The following is a 16,160-nucleotide window of genomic DNA, read 5'->3' on the forward strand; positions in this document are numbered from 1 at the left end:
GGCTCAGGCGTCCGGCGGGAGCGTGAAGTCGAAGACGGCCGAGTCGAAGGACGCGTACGCCTCGTAGTCGAGGAGTTCGTACAGCCTCGACCGCGTCTGCATCCTCGGGAGCAGCGACTCCTGCGTGCCCTCCGCCTTGACGGTGCGCAGTCCGTCCTCGACCGCGCCCATCGCGAGCCGCAGGAACGTCACGGGGTAGAGCGCGATGTTGTAGCCGAGGTCTTCGAGGGCCCGCGCGGTGAGCAGCTTGCCCTTGCCGAACTCGGTCATGTTGGCGAGCAGGGGGACGTCCACGGCCTTGCGGAACGCCTCGAACTCGGCCTCGTTCGCGAGCGCCTCGGGGAAGATCGCGTCGGCCCCCGCGTCGACGTACGCCTTGGCGCGGTCGATCGCGGCGTCCAGGCCCTCGACGGCGCGCGCGTCGGTGCGGGCCATGAGGAGGAAGTCCGGGTCGCGGCGGGCGTCGACGGCGGCGCGGACGCGGCGGCTCATGGTGTCGCGCTCGACGACGGACTTGCCGTCGAGGTGCCCGCAGCGCTTGGGGTTGACCTGGTCCTCCAGGTGGAGCCCGGCGAGCCCGGCGTCCTCCAGGAGCTGGACGGTGCGCGCGGCGTTCATGGGTTCGCCGAAGCCGGTGTCGGCGTCGATGAGGACCGGGAGATCGGTGGCGCGCGTCGTCTGCTGGGCGCGCGCGGCGATCTCGGTGACCGTCGTCAGGCCGATGTCCGGCAGCCCGAGGTCGGCGGCGAGGACCGCGCCCGAGAGGTACGCGGCCTCGAAGCCGGTGTCCTCGATGAGCTTCGCCGAGAGCGGGTTGATCGCGCCCGGCATCTGGAGCAGGCGGCCCGTCGCGAGCCGCTCGCGCAGGGCGCGGCGCCGCTGGGCCGGGGTGGTGCGGGTGTGCAGCATCAGGACGGGTCCTTCCGCTTGGTGCGGATGCTGGTGCGCGTCGGGCGGCTCCCGGGCATCAGAAGACGCCCTTCGGCAGCTTCGCGTCGTAGGCGGCGACGGCCTCGGTGTCGACCTCGGGGAAGAGTCCGTCGAGGTCGCTCGCGCTCAGCTCGGCCAGGTGCTCGGCCGCGCCGAGGAAGCGGTCCTGCGCCTCGGGCGTGACGATGTTCTCGGCGAGGGTGCGGAACTTGCCCTGGTAGGCGGGGCGGTCGAAGGGCCGGGCCCCGGCCGGGTGCGCGTCGGCCACGCCCAGCTCGTCCTCGATGACGGTGCCGTCGTCGAGCGTGACGACGGCGCGGGCGCCGAAGGCGCGCTGCTGCGGGTCCGGGTCGTGGTAGCGGCGCGTCCACTCGGGGTCCTCGACCGTGGTGATCTTCTGCCACAGCGCGATCGTGTCGGGGCGCGCGGCGCGCTCGGGCGCGTAGGAGCGCTCGTGGTGCCAGGCGCGGTCCTGGAGGGCGACGGCGAAGATGTAGGGGACCGAGTGGTCGAGCGTCTCGCGGCTCGCCTTCGGGTCGTACTTCTGCGGGTCGTTGGCGCCGGAGCCGATGACGTTGTGGGTGTGGTGGCTCGTGTGGAGCACGATCGAGGCGACGCGGTCGAGCGGGATCTTCTCGCCCATGCGGCGGGCGAGGTCGATGAGCGCCTGCGCCTGGTACTCGGCGGAGTGCTCCTTGGTGTACGTGTCGAGGATGCCGCGCCGGGCCTCCCCGGCCTCGGGCAGCCACACCGTGTAGTCGGCTTCGGGGCCGTCGAGCATCCAGGCGAGGAAGCCGTCCTCGCCCTCGTAGATCGGCGAGGGCGAGGTCTCGCCGCGCATGGCGCGGTCGACGGCCTCGATCGCGGCCTTGCCGGCGAAGGCGGGGGCGTACGCCTTCCAGCTGGAGATCTCGCCCTTGCGGGACTGCCGGGTCGAGGTCGTGGTGTGCACGGCCTGCTGGATCGCCTGGTAGACGGTCTCGGTGGGCAGCCGCAGGAGCGCGCCGATGCCGCCCGCGGTCGCGGCGCTGAGGTGCGCGACGTGGTCGATGCGGTGCGCGTGCAGGCAGATGCCCTTGACGAGCGCGACGTGCAGCTCGTACGCGGCGACGACGCCGCGGAGCACGTCCTCGCCGGTCCGCCCGGTGTGCTGGGCGACGGCGAGGATCGGCGGGATGTTGTCGCCGGGGTGCGAGTAGTCGGCGGCGAGGTAGGTGTCGTGGAAGTCCAGCTCGCGCACCGCGGTGCCGTTGGCCCACGCGGCCCACTCGGGGCTGACCCGGCCCTGCGCGCCGAAGACCCGCGCGCCCGTGCCGGGGGTGCTCGCGCGGTGCGCGGTGGCCTGGGCGCGGGCGACGGCGACGGGGCGGCGGACGAGCGAGGCCATGGCGACCGAGGCGTTGTCGATGACCCGGTTGACGGCCATCGCGGCGCTCTCGGGGTCGGGCTCGACGGTGCCGGTGGCGACGGTGGCGAGCTTCCAGGCCAGCTGGTCCTCACGGGGCAGGCGGTCCGCACTGGGGTGCACGCGGACGTGGTGCTCGATCACAGGACTCCTCACGAAGACGGAAACTTAACTGAGATCATCAACCCTGCCCGCCGGAGCCGCCGGTTACCAGTCCGTAGGGGTGTGGAATCCGTACAGTCGCCACGAACGGTTCTGCGAAATCTGCGAATGGTAAATTCACAAGCGCTCCCGGGCCACCCGGGCGGCGGCTTCTCGTCCGGGGCGGAACCGCTCTTCGCAAGGAACGCGTCTCTTCGCGGGACGGGGGCGCACGGTGGACGACGGGGGCGCGCGACGGGTACGGAGCGCGCCACGGACACGGTGGCGGGGCAGGCGAGGAGGGACGGGGCATGGCCGGCGGCAGGCACGGGAAGCTGTACGCGCACGCCAAGCTGCGCCGGCTGCGCCGCGAGCGGGGCCTCAACCAGGTCGAGATGGCCCGCGCGCTCGGCATCTCGACGAGCTACGCGAACCAGATCGAGCAGGGCCAGCGCCCGCTGACCGTCCCGGTGCTGCTGCGCCTGGAGGAGGTCTTCGGGGTCGGCGCCGAGTACTTCTCGGTCGCCGACGAGGCGCGCCTCACGACGGATCTGCGCGCGGCGCTCGCGGACGAGGCGAGCGGTATCGAGTCGCCGCCGCCCGAGGAGATCGCCGAGGCGGTGCGCGACCACCCCGACCTCGCGCGCGCCCTCGTCGCCCTGCACCGCCGCTACCGGGACGCCGCCGAGCAGGCCGCCGTGCTCGCGGGTCACGGCTCGGGCTCCCCTCCCCCGCCCGCGGGCGAGCCGCACGACGAGGTGCGGGACTTCTTCTACGCGCACCACAACCACTTCGCGCCCATCGACGCCGCCGCCGAACGGACCGCCGAGGCCCTCGCCCTGACCCCGGGCCGCTGCGCCGACCCGCTCACGGCGCACCTGGCCGCGCGCCACGACGTGCGGGTCCTGACCGCGGCGCCCGGCAGGACCGCCGACGCCCGCCGCTTCGACGCGGGGACCCGCCGCCTCTTCCTGTCGCCGTGGCTTACCGAGGGCCAGCGCGCCTTCCAGCTCGCGACGCAGCTCGCGCTCATCGAGCAGGCCGCGCTCATCGACGAGGTCGCGGGCGACGAGACCCGCCTCACCTCGCCCGCCTCGGTCACGCTCGCGCGGATAGGGCTCGCGAACTACTTCGCGGGGGCCCTCCTCATGCCGTACGGGACCTTCCACCGCGCGGCGGAGGAGACGCGCTACGACATCGAGCTGTTGTCGGCGCGCTTCGGTGTCGGTTTCGAGACGGTGTGCCACCGCCTGAGCACCCTCCAGCGCGAGGGCCGCCGCGGGGTGCCCTTCTCGTTCCTGCGCGTGGACCGCGCGGGGAACATCTCCAAGCGCCAGTCTGCGACGGCGTTCCACTTCTCGCGGCTCGGCGGCACGTGCCCGCTGTGGACGGTGTACGAGGCGTTCTCGGCGCCCGGCCGCATCCTCACGCAGGTCGCGGAGATGCCGGACGGCAAGCGGTACTTCTGGATCGCGCGCACGCTGGTGCGGGGCGGGCTCGGGCACCACGCGCCGCGCGCCGAGTTCGCGCTCGCGCTCGGCTGCGAGCTGCGCCACGCGCACCGCCTCGTGTACGCGGAGGGCATCGCGCTCGACGACCCGCGCGCCGCGACCCCGATCGGCCTGGGCTGCCGGATCTGCGAGCGCCGCGACTGCGCGCAGCGGGCGAGACCCCCGGCGGGCGGACTGCTCGCGATCGACCCCGACCGGCGCACCACGGTCCCGTACCAGGTGCGCAGCAACGCCCAAGGCCCCGTCAAAAACCCCTCCGCATGACCCCCACCAGGAGCGCCCGCGCATGACCTCCCTCCTCGTCACCGGTGCGGCCGGTTTCATCGGCTCGCACTTCACCCGCTACTGGCTGGAGAAACACCCGGAGGACTCCCTCGTGGCCTTCGACGCGCTCACCTACGCGGGCGTGCGCGCGAACCTCGCGGACGTCGCGGACCGGATCACGTTCGTACGGGGCGATGTCACGGACGGCCCGCTCGTGGCGCGTACCCTCGCCGAGCACCGCGTCGAGGTCGTCGTGAACTTCGCGGCCGAGTCGCACAACAGCCTCGCCGTGCTCGCCCCCGACCGCTTCTTCCGCACGAACGTGCTCGGCACGCAGACCCTCCTGGAGGCCAGCCGCCGCCTCGGCGTCGCGCGCTTCCACCACGTCTCGACGTGCGAGGTGTACGGGGACCTGGCGCTGGACGCCGAGGAGGCGTTCACGGAGGAGTCCCCGTACCGGCCGCGCACGCCGTACAGCGCGAGCAAGGCGGGCGCGGACCACGCGGTGCGCGCGTACCACGAGACGTACGGCCTGCCCGTGACGCTGACGAACTCGGCGAACAACTACGGCTCGCACCAGTTCCCCGAGAAGGTGCTCCCGCTCTTCACGACGCGCGCGCTCGACGGCCTCGATCTGCCCGTCTACACCTCGCGCGAGAACCGCCGCGAGTGGATTCACGTGCGCGACCACGTGCGGGCGATCGCCGCGGTGCTGCACGCCGGCCGCATCGGCGAGACGTACCACGTGGGGACGGGCACGGAGCTGAGCGTCGGCGCCCTCGCGGAGCACGTCCTCACCGAACTCGGCCTCCCGCTCTCCCTGCTGCGCACGGTGCCGGACCGCCCGGGGCACGACCGCCGCTACCTGCTGGACTCCTCGAAGCTGCGCGCGGAGCTGGGCTGGCGCCCCCGCGTCGACCTCGCGACGGGCCTGCGCGAGACGATCCAGTGGTACGCGCGCCACCGCGCCTGGTGGGAGCCGCTGCGGGGGCTGAGCCCGGTGGTGGAGGGGCGGTAGGCGGCTCAGGGGCGCCGCCACACGAGCAGGTACCGCCAGAAGAGGCGTCTGCGCACGCGCGCGCCGGGGAGTATCCGTGCGGCGGTACGCCGGATCTCGGCGAGGCCCGTCGTCGCGGGACGGGTCGGCGCGGTCCTGGCGAGGGGACGAGCACCCTTCCCGCCCCCGGGGTGCTTCCACCACGCCACCGCCGTGTTGGCGACGACGGCGAGGAGGCTCACGGCGCGGTCCGCGGGAGTCTCCTCCCGGTGGAGCCCGACGATCACGAGGGTACCGCCAGGGGCGAGACGCGCGCGGAACGAGGTCAGGGCCTCGGCGAGCGGCAGGTGGTGGAGCGCGGCGACGCAGGTCACGACGGTGTACGGGCCCGGGGCGGCCTCTTCGTCGAGGGCGTCCGCCGTGGCGAAGGCGACCGGCACCGTTTCCGGAGTGGCCGCGCGCGCCTTCGCGACGATGGCCGGGTCCGTGTCGATCCCCGTCACCGCGTCGGCGCGGCGGGCGAGGAGCCGGGCGAGGTCCCCGCTGCCGCAGCCCACGTCGAGCGCGGCACCGCGGTGGTCGGGCAGGCGACGCAGGATCGCGCGGTGGTAGTGGGCGTTGTGGTCCCAGGGCCGGGCGTCGTGGTAGCGCCCGAGCGCGGCGAGCAGCCGCGCCGCGATGTCCCCGCCGCCCCGTGGCCCGGTCCCCCGCACGCGCCCCGTGCCCGTCACCGGCGCCCGTGCGCGAGCAGCGCCGCGTGGGGCAGCCGCAACTTGCCGTCCGGGTCGGCGAACTCCACGCTGAAGCGGTCGAAGCACCGCTTGATCGCGGCCCGTACCTCCGGCGTCTGCGCCCGCACGAGCCGTCCGCTGGAGGCGACGCCGCCCGCCGGGGCGCTCCACCACTCCTCGCGGCCGGCCCGGTGGTCCCAGCGCAGCGTCCCGCACGCGCCGTCCGCGAGCCCGGCCGCCGCGAAGAGCGCGCCGAGTCCCGCCTCGTCGCGCGGGAAGTCCTCCTCGGGGTCGAGTCCCGCCGGGAGGTGCGGGGGCCGCACGCCGCCGCCCGCCGCGATCGCGCGCCCGAGGAGCGCCTGCCCCGGCGCCGGGGGTCGCGCCCAGACCGTCACGGCGACGCGCCCTCCGACCCGTACGACGCGGCGCAGCTCTTCGAGCGCGGCGCGGGGCCGGCCGACGTGGTTCAGTACGAAATTGGCCACGACGGCATCGAACTCTCCGCTCTCGAAGGGAAGTTCCGGGAGCAGCGCGCTCCGGAGCCCCGCCTCCGGAGCGGTCCGGGCCGCGAGCGCGAGCATGCTCGGCTCCGGGTCCACGGCCGTCACGCGCGCGCCGCGCGCCACCGCCGCCGCCGCGACGGTCCCCGGCCCCGTCCCCACATCGAGCACACGCGTTCCCTCACCCACGCCCGCCGCGTCGAGCAACCGCCCCACCGGGTACGCGCACAGCTTCGCGAAGCTCGCCGCGTACGCGTCCCCGCGCCCCGCCCAGATCAGCCGCTCACTCTCGTCGAACACCGTCACAGGTTCCCCTCCCCACCGCTCGCGAGAGCCCAGCCTAGAAGCCGGTGCATCAAGCGCGGACAGGCCCCGGCCACGGAACGTCCGTCAGCAGACCGGTATACAGGGCGATACCGGGTGGTGGTGCGGGGACGGCCCCGCGTCCGCCTGACGGGACGCGGGGCCGTGGGAGTCGGATGAGGCTCAGCCCTTGCGGGTGTTGACCTCTTCGGTGAGCTGGGGGACGACGTTGAACAGGTCACCGACCACGCCGTAGTCGACCAGCTCGAAGATCGGGGCCTCCTCGTCCTTGTTGATCGCCACGATCGTCTTCGACGTCTGCATCCCCGCACGATGCTGAATCGCACCCGAAATACCCGAAGCGATGTAGAGCTGCGGGGAGACCGTCTTACCCGTCTGTCCCACCTGATTGCTGTGCGGATACCAGCCCGCGTCCACCGCCGCCCGCGACGCACCCACCGCCGCACCCAGCGAATCCGCCAACGCCTCGATCAACGCGAAATTCTCCGCACCATTCACACCACGACCACCCGAGACCACGATCGCCGCCTCCGTCAGCTCAGGACGACCCGAGGACTCACGCGCCGTCCGGGAGGTCACCTTCGTCCCCGACGCCTGCTCCGAGAACGACACCGCCAGCTCCTCGACCGCACCCGCACCCGCAGCCGGCTCCACCGAGGCCGAGTTCGGCTTCACGGTGATCACCGGAACGCCCCTGGACACCTTCGACTTCGTCGTGAACGACGCCGCGAACACCGACTGCGTCGCCACCGGCCCCTCCGCACCGGCCTCCACATCCACCGCGTCCGTGATCAGGCCGGAGCCGATACGCAACGCCAGGCGCGCGGCGATCTCCTTGCCCTCAGCGGAGGAGGAGACGAGAACGGCGGCCGGGGAGACCGCTTCGACGGCGGCCTGGAGCGCGTCCACCTTCGGGACCACCAGGTAATCCGCGTACTCCGACGCTTCGGAGGTCAGCACCCGGGTCGCACCGTGCTCACCCAGCGTGGCAGCGGTCTGCGCGGCGCCCGCACCGAGGGCGACGGCGACCGGCTCGCCCAGGCGACGGGCCAGGGTCAGCAGCTCCAGCGTGGGCTTGCGCACTGCGCCGTCCACGTGATCGACGTAAACAAGTACTTCAGCCATGACATGCACTCCTGCGTGCGAGAGAAGAGAGAGGGATTTCAGCGACAGAGGGGCTCAGATGAACTTCTGGCCCGCGAGGAACTCGGCCAGCTGCTTGCCGCCCTCCCCCTCATCCGTCACGACCGTCCCCGCCGAACGCGCCGGACGCGCCGCCGCGTCCTCCACCTTCGACCACGAACCCTCCAGACCGACCTCGCCCGCCCCGATCCCCAGATCCTCCAGATCCCAGGACTCCACCGGCTTCTTCTTCGCCGCCATGATCCCCTTGAACGACGGATACCGCGCCTCACCCGACTGGTCCGTCACCGAGACCACCGCCGGAAGCCGCGCCTCCAACATCTCCGACGCCGCGTCACCATCACGACGCCCCCTCACCACACCACCGTCGACCGACACCTCGGACAACAACGTCACCTGCGGCACCCCCAGCCGCTCCGAGAGCAACGCCGGAAGAACACCCATCGTCCCGTCCGTCGACGCCATCCCGCACACCACCAGGTCGTAACCGGCCTTCTCGACCGCCTTCGCCAGCACCAACGACGTACCGAACACATCCGAACCGTGCAGACCGTCGTCCTCGACATGAATGCCCTTGTCCGCACCCATCGACAACGCCTTGCGCAACGCGTCCTTCGCGTCCTCCGGACCCACCGTCACCACCGTGATCTCCGCCTCATCAGCCGCATCAGCGACCTGAAGCGCCTGCTCCACCGCGTACTCGTCCAACTCCGACAACAGACCGTCCACATCCTCACGGTCCAACGTCAGGTCACCAGCGAAACGCCGGTCCCCCGTCGCATCCGGCACGTACTTCACACAGACAACGATCCTCAAGCTCACGCCTGATCCTCCTCTTTCTGGGTTCGGTGTCCCGGCGGGGGCCCGGTCGTCGCGAGACGCCGGAGGGCCGGGAGGAGATGGTCGAGCGGGTGGCGGCTGGTGAAGGCGACGACGTGCGTCTCCCCCTCGCCGGTCTGCCCGGAGAAGAGCCCGAGCACTTCGCGCAGGGCGGTGTCGACCTCGGCCATCGGGTCGGCGGCCTCGCCGCGCAGCCAGCGGCGCAGGACGTGGTTGTGCGCGGAGACCACGCAGGCCGCCATGAGTTCGGCGCGCAGGGCGGCGCCCGGCGCGTCCCCCATCCAGCGGGCGAGGAACTCCTTGAAGAGCCGCTGGTAGCGGGCGACGCTCGCGATCTCGCGATCGCGCAGCGCGGGCACGCTGCTGGTGAGCCGGTACCGGCGGCGGGCGACCTCGCCCTCGTCGACGTAGTGCAGCAGGACGAGCCTGACCGCTTCCGAGACCGCGGTGAGGGCGGTGTCGGTGCGCGAGGTGGCGAGACGGCTCGAGATCCGTTCCAGGAGAAGGTCGTGATCGGGGAAGATCACGTCCTCCTTGGCCCGGTAGTGCCGGAAGAAGGTGGTGCGGCCGACGCCCGCACGCTCGGCGATCTCGTCGACGGTGGTGCCCTCGTAGCCCCGCTCGTCGAACAACTGGAAGGCGGCGTGCGCCAGTCGCTCGCGCGCCGTCCGTCCGCCCATGCCGCACCCCTTCGTGCTCTCGCCCGCGCACCGCCACGACTGGACGGTACCGCGTACCGTTGCGACGGTACCACGTACCATTTGCCACGACGAAGGGCCGCTAAACCTCGCGCGTCGGCCACCAACCCGCGCGTCGGTCGCCCGCGCCCCGCCGGCCGACGCCTCAGCGCGTCGGCGGAAAGCGGCTCACGCTCAGGGCGGACGAGGCGTGCAGGGCCGGACGAAGAAGCGTGGCTGGTCAGGGCCGGGGGCCGACGGATGCCACGCGGCCCCGGCACGCGCCACCGCGCCCTCCCGCTGCCGCCGCACAGCCCCCCACCGCAGCGCCCAGACCCCTGCCGCCCCGCTGCCCGCCGCTCAGCCCCGTACCGCCGTCTCCTCCGCCCGCGCCAGCACCCGCACGTGCGCGGCCAGGGCGCGGCCCGCCGCATGGAAGGGGTCCAAGGTGTGCAGGGCACGGGCCAGGACGAAGGCGCCCTCCAGTGCGGCGAGGACCGCGTGCGTGAACTCGCGGGCCGCCTCCGCGGTGAGGCCACGCTTGGCGAAGTAGGCGGTGCCCTTGTCCAGCCAGTCCCGCATGACCTCGGCGGACACCGCGCGCAACTCCGTTTCCATGTCGGCGACTTCGGCGGTCACACTGCCGACCGGACACATGTTGGCCCAGCCCGTGTCGCGCATGTTCTCGCCCGCCCGCGCGAGGGCCGCCTCGATGCCCTCGGCCAGGTCCTCGTACGGATCGAGCAGGAGGGGCAGCAACTCGATGTGGACCGCGCCGGTCTGCCGCAGGGCCGCCGCCGCGATCTCCCGCTTCCCGCCCCTGGAGTGGTGGTACAGCGAGCCGGTGGGCGCTTCGGCGGCGCGGGCGAGGGCGTTGATGCCCGTCGCCGCGTAGCCCTGGCGGCGCAAAAGTTCTCCCATGGCCCGCGTGATGCGCTCGTCCGTTCTCATGCCGCCCTGGTAGAACGAACGCTCTGGAGAGAACGTTCTAGCGCGTCGGATGACGCGACGGCCGAGGGGACGTCATGCGCCAAGTCACTCTGTCCGCCGGGGAGATCGAGTACGACGAGACCGGTTCGGGGCCGCCGGTCGTGCTGCTGCACGGGCTGCTCATGAACCACACGCTGTGGGACGAGGTGCTGCCGCTGCTCCCCGGGGGCTTCCGGTACGTGCGGCCGGTGCTGCCGCTCGGCGCGCACCGGGTGCCGATGCGGCCCGACGCGGATCTCGGGATGGCCGGTATGGGGCGGCTGCTCGCGGAGTTCCTGGAGAAGCTGGACCTGACGGGGGTCACACTCGTCCACACCGACTGGGGCGGCGGCCTCTTCCTCACCGCGCTCGGTCTCCACGAGCGCGTCGCGCGGCAAGTCATCCTGCCGTGCGAGGCGTTCGACAACTTCCCGCCCGGCCTGCCGGGCCGCATGGTCGTCCTCGCCTCCCGCCTCCCCGGCGGACTCGCCCTCGCCGCACGGCAGTTGCGTGTCCCCGCGCTGCGGAACTCGCCGCTGATGCTCGGCCCGATGACGAAACGCCCGCTGCCCGACGCGCTCGTGCGCGGCTGGACGGAGCCGCTGCTGCGGGACGCGGGGGTACGCCGCGACCTCGCCGCGTACTGCACCGCGCCGCTCGACAAGGCGCGCCTGGTCAGGGACACGGAGGCGCTGCGCGACTTCACCGGCGAGACGCTCGTCCTGTGGGCCCCCGAGAACAAGCTCATGCCCCTCGCCCACGGCAAGCGCCTCGCCGCCCTCCTCCCGGCGGGCCGCTACGCGGAGATCCCGGACGCGGGGGTCCTGGCCATGATCGACCGGCCGGAGGCGGTGGCGGGTGAGTTGAGCGCGTTCCTGGTGGGGGCGGGGAGCTGAGCGGCTGAGCGGCGTGGGGTGGCGGGCGGGGTGCCACCCCACGGCGCCGCGCGGTTCCGCGGCGGGGACCGCGCGGGCGCTCCGCTCAGGGCAGCAGCACGATCTTTCCGCGCGTGTGCCCGAGCGCCAGCTCCGTGTAGGCCGCGCGGACCTCGTCGAGCGGGTAGCGCGCGGCGATGGGGATGTCCAGGTCGCCGCGGGCGGCGAGAGCGGCGAGGTCGGAGACGGTGGCGGCGTCGTCGGCCGCCATGCCGCCCTCGGCGCGGACGCCGTACTTCTCGGCGGCGGCGAAGTCCACGACGGTGTTGACGCGCTCGGGACTCACGCCGAGGTCGAGGGCGAGGGCCACGTAGTCGTTCCCGGCCAGGTCGATGAAGGCGGCGACGCCCTGCGGGCCCGCCGCCCCCCTGATGCGGTCCGCGACGCCCTCGCCGTACGCGACGGGCTCGACGCCGTGCGCGCGCAACCACTCGTGATGCCGCTCGCTCGCGAGGCCGAGGACCCGGGCGCCGGTCCGCCGCGCGAGCTGTACGGCGACGACGCCGACGCCGCCCGCCGCCCCGGCCACGACGACCGTCTCGCCCTCGCGCGGGGCGACGGCGCGTACCGACGCGTACGCGGTCGTGCCCACGACGAAGAGGGAACCGGCGACGTCGAAGGACAGCTCCGGCGGCTTCGGCACGAGCTGAGCGGCGGGGACGACGGCGTAAGTGGCCTGCGAGGCACGCGCGTAGGTGTGGCCGAGCACCTCGTCGCCGGGTGCGAAGGCGCTCACGCCCGGGCCGGTGGACTCCACGACGCCCGCGAGATCGCTGCCCTGGCCCGAGGGGAAGGTCGCGGGCCACCGCTCGTGCATCGCGCCCTCGCGGATCTTCGCCTCCCCGGGGTTGATCCCCGCCGCGCGCACCCGCACCAGGACCTCGTCCGCCGCCGGTACGGGCACCGGCACGTCCCGCACCTCCAGGACATCGACGCCGCCGTACTCGTCGAACCGAACCGCCTTGCTCATGAACCCTCCACCCGTACGGGAGCCGGCGACCCGAGCGGGTCCCGGCAACCGGCCACCAACAGCGCGCGCCGGGCGGGCATTCCGCGGAAGGGGCCGGATTCGGCCACACGGGTGTCCGCGTACTCCCCCCGGTCCTCACACCACCAGCCGCAGCCTCCGCTCGCTCACGCCCGCCCGCAGGCTCTGGCCCCACGTCAGGTCGAGCGCGTCCGACTCCATGCCGTCCGCGAAGGCCACGAGGTGGTCCGACTCGACGGTGACGGTGAGGCCGGCGCGCTCGGCGAGGAGCCCGGCGACGCGCTGCACGCCGGTCGCCGGGGAGGGCCACGCCTCGCGCACGTACCAGAGGAGGCGGTCCTCGGTCGCGCCCGGCAGGGGCAGCGCGGCGCCGCGCTCCTGCCACAGCGAGCGCAGCCAGCCGCCCGCGCCCGTACCGGTGCCGACGAGGACGCCCGAGCTGGCCTGCGTCTCCTCGCCCTCCTCCGCCCCGGGGCGCAGGCGGTAGCGGGCGGTGCGGTGGCCCGCCGAGCCGACGTAGATCTCGTTGAGCGCGAGGAGGGTGCGGCCGTCGTCCGTGACGCCCTCGGCCATCGTGAGCGCGTCCGTGGTGACGCGCGGGCCCGCCGCCACGCGCAGGAGCGCGGCGGCGTCGCCGGGGCGGTGGCGCACGAGGACGCCGGGGTTGCGGCCCGGATCGGTGTCGATGCCGATGACGGGCTGGCCGTGCAGGTACTGCGCGACGTTGGCGACGAGGCCGTCCTGTCCCGCGACGACGACGATGTCCTCGGGGGCGAAGAGGAAGCGGTCGAGGTCGGCGCGCTCGACGCGGGCCTGTCGCCAGGTGAGCGGGATGCGCGCGGCGATGGCGGTGAGGGCGTCGCGGGTCGCGTGGTGGCGCGCCGCGAGGGTGTCGAGGTCGTCGCCCCGGCTGCCGAGGACGAAGGCGGCCTGGCCGTGGGTGCCGTGACGGGCGAGCAGTTCCTCGTACTCGCTGACGCGGTGGACGAGGACGACGCGCGGGGCGAGGCTCATGCGCGGGGCTCCCCGCCGGTGAACCTGCCGATGAGGTCCGCGACCGTGTCGGGCGTGACGGTGACGCGCTCGATGCGCGGGAGCTGTTCGGCGGCGCGGTCGATGCTGAGGGCGTGGAGCGTCGCGGGCGCGGTGCCCTCGTGGACGCGGAGCCAGGCGGCGCGCGCGGCGGCGCGGGCCTCGCCGCTCGTGCGCAGCCCCTCCGCCTCGGCCTCGACGAGCCGCCGGGTGCGCGTCGCCTCGGCCTCGGCGAGCCGTACCGTACGGGCCGCCTCGGCCTCGGCGCGCACGGCGTCGGCCGCCGCCTCCTCCTCGGCGGCGCGGCGGGCGTTGGTGCCCCGCTGGTCGACGAGCTGTTCCTCGCGGCGGGCGAGTTCGACCTTGCTGGCGAGTTCGTTCTCGGCGATGGCGCGTTCGCGTTCGACGGCGACGGCGCGGCGCTCGTACGTGGCGCGGTCGGCCTCCTGCTGGACGCGCTCGCGGGTCGGGGTGCGCAGGGCGCGTTCGACCTCGGGCTCGGGGCGCAGCGCGACGATGCGCAGGGCGACGACCTCGACGCCGGTCGCGGGCAGCCGGGGCTCGGCGGCGAGTCCCTCGGTGACGCGGGCGTGGACGGCGGCGACGCCTTCGGTGAGGGCGGTGGCGAGCGGGGTCGACGCGAGGACTTCGGCGGCGTGCTGCTGGGCGGTCTCGGTGAGGAGCCCGGCGAGCTGGTCGAGCGGGGCCGCGCGCCAGGTGCCGGTGTCGGGGTCGAGCGAGAAGTCGATGCGTTCGGCGGCGCGGGTGGGGTCGGCGATGCGGTAGGTGAGCGTGGACTGCACCGCGAGGTCCTGGAAGTCGGCGGTGCGGGCGTGGATGGTGACGGCGAGTTCGCGGTCGTCGACGGGGACCTCGCTGAGCGCGGCGGTCAGCGGGCGGAACCAGAAGCTGAGGCCCGTGCCCTCGTGGGCGAGCTTCCCGGCGCGGTGGTGGCGCACCCAGGCGCTGGACGTGCCGCGCAGGTGCCGCCTGCCGAAGCGCTTGCTGATGTCGGCCATGACTTCCCTCCCTCGATTCTCGTCAACGTGACGAGATCTGTTCCGTGGGAGTGACCGTACGACGCCACCCCCCTTCTCGTCAAGACGACGACAAGGGGGTGGCGAAGAGCGGGACCGCTGTCGGGGACCTCAGCCCGCGAGCAGGTCGTTGAGGTCGTCGGCGTGCTCCTCCTCCTCTTCGAGGATCGACTCCATGAGGCGGCGCGTGGTGGGGTCCCCGTCCCCGATCCACCGGATGATCTCCTGGTACGTCGTGATGACGATCCGCTCGGCGACGAGGTTCTCGCGCAGCATCTTCTGGAGATCGCGCTCCTCGGCCGTCACGTACTCGGTGTGCGAACGGGCCACGAGGGACCCGGGATCGAAGTCGGGCTGGTCGCCGAGCTGGCTGATGCGCTCGGCGGCGCGCAGCGCGTGCTGCATCTCCTCGCCCGCGTGCTCGCGGAACTCGGCGGCGACCTGCGCCCGGTCGATCCCCGTCGCGGCGATGGCGTTCTGCGAGTACCGCAGGAAGCACACCACCTCGGTCGCGACGACGTCGTTGAGGACCTCGATGATCCGCGCGCGGTCGGCGTCGTAGGTCTTGGTGACGGGGCCCTCCGTCATGTGCTTGCGCGCCTGCTCACGAATTCTGGTGACGTCGATCGCGAACTGGTTGGCCATCCGGTACTCCCTGCGGTGCTCGTGGACGATCGGGGGCGTCGCGCTGTACGCGTGCGCGGGATGCGTACCGCGCCGCGCGGCACGCCACCCGGCGGCGCCCCCGCGACGCAGCCGATGGCGGACACGCGGTCACCCTGCGGGAGGCACCCGGCCGGTATACCCCTGCCACGTGGAGGCGACAGATCCCGTGCGGCAAAACCGCATGTTTCCGGGCAAGCTCCTTTCCCGCATTCCTTTTTGGTATGCCAGGCTGTTAGGCTCGCGGCCGTCTTGATCGTGTGGCGGCCGGCCTGGAGGCGGGCCGCGAGGCTGGAGGTCCCATGCACAGGTCCCGCCGTCCCCGGCCCGTCCCGGGCAGGCCGTGAGCACGCCGCGGCCCGACGCGGGGGCCTCGCACGTCGCGCACGCCGAGCACACCATCCGCGCGCGCGTGCTCGACGGCACGTACCCGCCGGGCGCCCGCCTGCGCGAGCGCGAACTCTCCGAAGCGCTCGGCTTCTCGCGCATCCCGGTGCGCGAGGCGCTGACCCGGCTCGCGGCCGAAGGGCTCGTGGAACTCTCGCCGCGCCGGGGCGCCTCCGTACGGCGCCTCTCGCTGCGGGACGTCGCCGAACTCTTCGACCTGCGCCTGAGCCTCGAGGTCTTCGCCGCCCGGCGCGCCGCCGAGGCGGACCCCGAGGGGCCCGCCGCCGCACGGCTCGGGGAACTGATGGAGAACGCCGAGGACGTGACCCGGCGCGGCGCCGTCTCCGAGATCCCCGCCGCCAACACCGCCCTGCACGCCGGGATCGTCGAACTGACCGGCAACAAGCTCCTCCAGACCGCCCTCCAGCCCTCCCTCGGCCTCATGCAGTGGGTCTTCACCCTCACCGGCAATCTCGACCCCGCCGTGCAGTGCGCCGAGCACCGCGACCTGCTCGCCGCGATCCGCGCGGGCAACGCCGAACTGGCGGGCGCCGTCGCCTACGCGCACATCGAGCGCGGCCGTCGCCCCTCCCTCGACACCCTCGCCCGCATCCTTCCGGCCGAGTGAACGTCCCGTCCCGCTCCCCCGGGCGCGGGACGGCGGAACCACCCGCACCACCTTCACA

The 16,160-nt window shown here is 73.4% G+C and carries 16 protein-coding genes; 4 read left to right on the forward strand and 12 right to left on the reverse strand.

Going from position 1 to position 16,160, the window contains the following annotated elements; translation table 11 throughout:
• Nucleotides 1–3 precede the first annotated feature (3 nt).
• Nucleotides 4–909: a methylisocitrate lyase gene (prpB, locus tag STTU_RS02010; RefSeq protein WP_007819313.1), complete on the reverse strand. Its 906-nt coding sequence runs from the start codon at nt 907–909 to the stop codon at nt 4–6.
• Nucleotides 910–967: 58 nt separating this feature from the next.
• Entirely contained in the window at nt 968–2,479 is a 1,512-nt protein-coding gene (locus STTU_RS02015; RefSeq protein WP_007819315.1) for an MmgE/PrpD family protein, read from the reverse strand.
• 308 nt (nt 2,480–2,787) lie between these two features.
• Between STTU_RS02015 and STTU_RS02020 the strand changes: the two genes are divergently transcribed.
• Together STTU_RS02020 and rfbB are read left to right on the forward strand one after the other, a co-directional pair.
• Nucleotides 2,788–4,251 carry a short-chain fatty acyl-CoA regulator family protein gene (locus STTU_RS02020; RefSeq protein ID WP_007819317.1) on the forward strand — a complete coding sequence of 488 codons (1,464 nt, stop codon included), beginning with the start codon at nt 2,788–2,790 and terminating at the stop codon, nt 4,249–4,251.
• A 22-nt stretch (nt 4,252–4,273) separates the two neighbouring features.
• Nucleotides 4,274–5,269 carry a dTDP-glucose 4,6-dehydratase gene (rfbB, locus tag STTU_RS02025; protein ID WP_007819324.1) on the forward strand — a complete coding sequence of 332 codons (996 nt, stop codon included), beginning with the start codon at nt 4,274–4,276 and terminating at the stop codon, nt 5,267–5,269.
• Between the two features lie 5 nt (nt 5,270–5,274).
• Here the strand turns inward: rfbB and STTU_RS02030 are convergent, their stop codons facing one another.
• The 6 genes from STTU_RS02030 to STTU_RS02055 all read right to left on the reverse strand — a co-directional run bounded on the left by STTU_RS02030 (nt 5,275) and on the right by STTU_RS02055 (nt 10,414).
• Nucleotides 5,275–5,979, reverse strand: coding sequence for a class I SAM-dependent methyltransferase (locus tag STTU_RS02030; protein ID WP_078518895.1), 705 nt, complete (start codon nt 5,977–5,979; stop codon nt 5,275–5,277).
• The gene (locus STTU_RS02035) at nt 5,976–6,785 is read right to left on the reverse strand and encodes a class I SAM-dependent methyltransferase (RefSeq protein WP_007819329.1); all 810 of its coding nucleotides are present in this window, start codon (nt 6,783–6,785) and stop codon (nt 5,976–5,978) included. The genes STTU_RS02030 and STTU_RS02035 overlap by 4 nt, the downstream gene beginning before the upstream one ends.
• A 180-nt stretch (nt 6,786–6,965) precedes the next feature.
• A complete protein-coding gene (locus tag STTU_RS02040; protein WP_043253812.1) occupies nt 6,966–7,928 on the reverse strand; it encodes an electron transfer flavoprotein subunit alpha/FixB family protein in 963 nt (320 codons plus the stop codon).
• Between the two features lie 54 nt (nt 7,929–7,982).
• Nucleotides 7,983–8,768 carry an electron transfer flavoprotein subunit beta/FixA family protein gene (locus tag STTU_RS02045; protein ID WP_043253813.1) on the reverse strand — a complete coding sequence of 262 codons (786 nt, stop codon included), beginning with the start codon at nt 8,766–8,768 and terminating at the stop codon, nt 7,983–7,985.
• Nucleotides 8,765–9,466, reverse strand: coding sequence for a TetR/AcrR family transcriptional regulator (locus STTU_RS02050; protein ID WP_043253815.1), 702 nt, complete (start codon nt 9,464–9,466; stop codon nt 8,765–8,767). Before STTU_RS02050 ends, STTU_RS02045 begins: the two co-directional genes overlap by 4 nt.
• A 357-nt stretch (nt 9,467–9,823) precedes the next feature.
• Nucleotides 9,824–10,414, reverse strand: a complete 591-nt coding sequence (locus STTU_RS02055; RefSeq protein ID WP_007819348.1) for a TetR/AcrR family transcriptional regulator — start codon at nt 10,412–10,414, stop codon at nt 9,824–9,826.
• A 74-nt stretch (nt 10,415–10,488) separates the two neighbouring features.
• Between STTU_RS02055 and STTU_RS02060 the strand changes: the two genes are divergently transcribed.
• Nucleotides 10,489–11,328: an alpha/beta fold hydrolase gene (locus STTU_RS02060; RefSeq protein ID WP_007819350.1), complete on the forward strand. Its 840-nt coding sequence runs from the start codon at nt 10,489–10,491 to the stop codon at nt 11,326–11,328.
• An 85-nt stretch (nt 11,329–11,413) separates the two neighbouring features.
• Here the strand turns inward: STTU_RS02060 and STTU_RS02065 are convergent, their stop codons facing one another.
• The 4 genes from STTU_RS02065 to STTU_RS02080 all read right to left on the reverse strand — a co-directional run bounded on the left by STTU_RS02065 (nt 11,414) and on the right by STTU_RS02080 (nt 15,069).
• A complete protein-coding gene (locus tag STTU_RS02065; protein WP_043253817.1) occupies nt 11,414–12,337 on the reverse strand; it encodes an NADP-dependent oxidoreductase in 924 nt (307 codons plus the stop codon).
• 135 nt (nt 12,338–12,472) lie between these two features.
• Nucleotides 12,473–13,369 (reverse strand): inorganic polyphosphate kinase, encoded by an 897-nt coding sequence (locus tag STTU_RS02070; RefSeq protein WP_043253819.1) that lies wholly within the window; start codon nt 13,367–13,369, stop codon nt 12,473–12,475.
• Complete coding sequence (locus STTU_RS02075; RefSeq protein ID WP_007819353.1) at nt 13,366–14,406, reverse strand: SPFH domain-containing protein; 1,041 nt, start codon at nt 14,404–14,406, stop codon at nt 13,366–13,368. The genes STTU_RS02070 and STTU_RS02075 overlap by 4 nt, the downstream gene beginning before the upstream one ends.
• Before the next feature lie 129 nt (nt 14,407–14,535).
• Nucleotides 14,536–15,069 (reverse strand): ferritin-like domain-containing protein, encoded by a 534-nt coding sequence (locus STTU_RS02080; protein ID WP_007819354.1) that lies wholly within the window; start codon nt 15,067–15,069, stop codon nt 14,536–14,538.
• Between the two features lie 361 nt (nt 15,070–15,430).
• Between STTU_RS02080 and STTU_RS02085 the strand changes: the two genes are divergently transcribed.
• Entirely contained in the window at nt 15,431–16,102 is a 672-nt protein-coding gene (locus tag STTU_RS02085) for a GntR family transcriptional regulator (RefSeq protein ID WP_009070559.1), read from the forward strand.
• The last annotated feature ends 58 nt before the right edge of the window (nt 16,103–16,160 follow it).

Origin of the sequence: Streptomyces sp. Tu6071 (genome assembly GCF_000213055.1) — a bacterium.
In the GTDB taxonomy this organism is placed as follows: domain Bacteria; phylum Actinomycetota; class Actinomycetes; order Streptomycetales; family Streptomycetaceae; genus Streptomyces; species Streptomyces evansiae.

Excerpts from the sequence above, each read along its gene's own strand:
- prpB (WP_007819313.1), bottom strand. The coding sequence starts at position 909 with ATGCTGCACACCCGCACCACCCCGGCCCAGCGGCGCCGCGCCCTGCGC.
- STTU_RS02020 (WP_007819317.1), top strand. The coding sequence starts at position 2,788 with ATGGCCGGCGGCAGGCACGGGAAGCTGTACGCGCACGCCAAGCTGCGC.
- rfbB (WP_007819324.1), top strand. The coding sequence starts at position 4,274 with ATGACCTCCCTCCTCGTCACCGGTGCGGCCGGTTTCATCGGCTCGCAC.
- STTU_RS02040 (WP_043253812.1), bottom strand. The coding sequence starts at position 7,928 with ATGGCTGAAGTACTTGTTTACGTCGATCACGTGGACGGCGCAGTGCGC.
- STTU_RS02050 (WP_043253815.1), bottom strand. The coding sequence starts at position 9,466 with ATGGGCGGACGGACGGCGCGCGAGCGACTGGCGCACGCCGCCTTCCAG.
- STTU_RS02055 (WP_007819348.1), bottom strand. The coding sequence starts at position 10,414 with ATGAGAACGGACGAGCGCATCACGCGGGCCATGGGAGAACTTTTGCGC.
- STTU_RS02060 (WP_007819350.1), top strand. The coding sequence starts at position 10,489 with ATGCGCCAAGTCACTCTGTCCGCCGGGGAGATCGAGTACGACGAGACC.
- STTU_RS02065 (WP_043253817.1), bottom strand. The coding sequence starts at position 12,337 with ATGAGCAAGGCGGTTCGGTTCGACGAGTACGGCGGCGTCGATGTCCTG.
- STTU_RS02070 (WP_043253819.1), bottom strand. The coding sequence starts at position 13,369 with ATGAGCCTCGCCCCGCGCGTCGTCCTCGTCCACCGCGTCAGCGAGTAC.
- STTU_RS02075 (WP_007819353.1), bottom strand. The coding sequence starts at position 14,406 with ATGGCCGACATCAGCAAGCGCTTCGGCAGGCGGCACCTGCGCGGCACG.
- STTU_RS02080 (WP_007819354.1), bottom strand. The coding sequence starts at position 15,069 with ATGGCCAACCAGTTCGCGATCGACGTCACCAGAATTCGTGAGCAGGCG.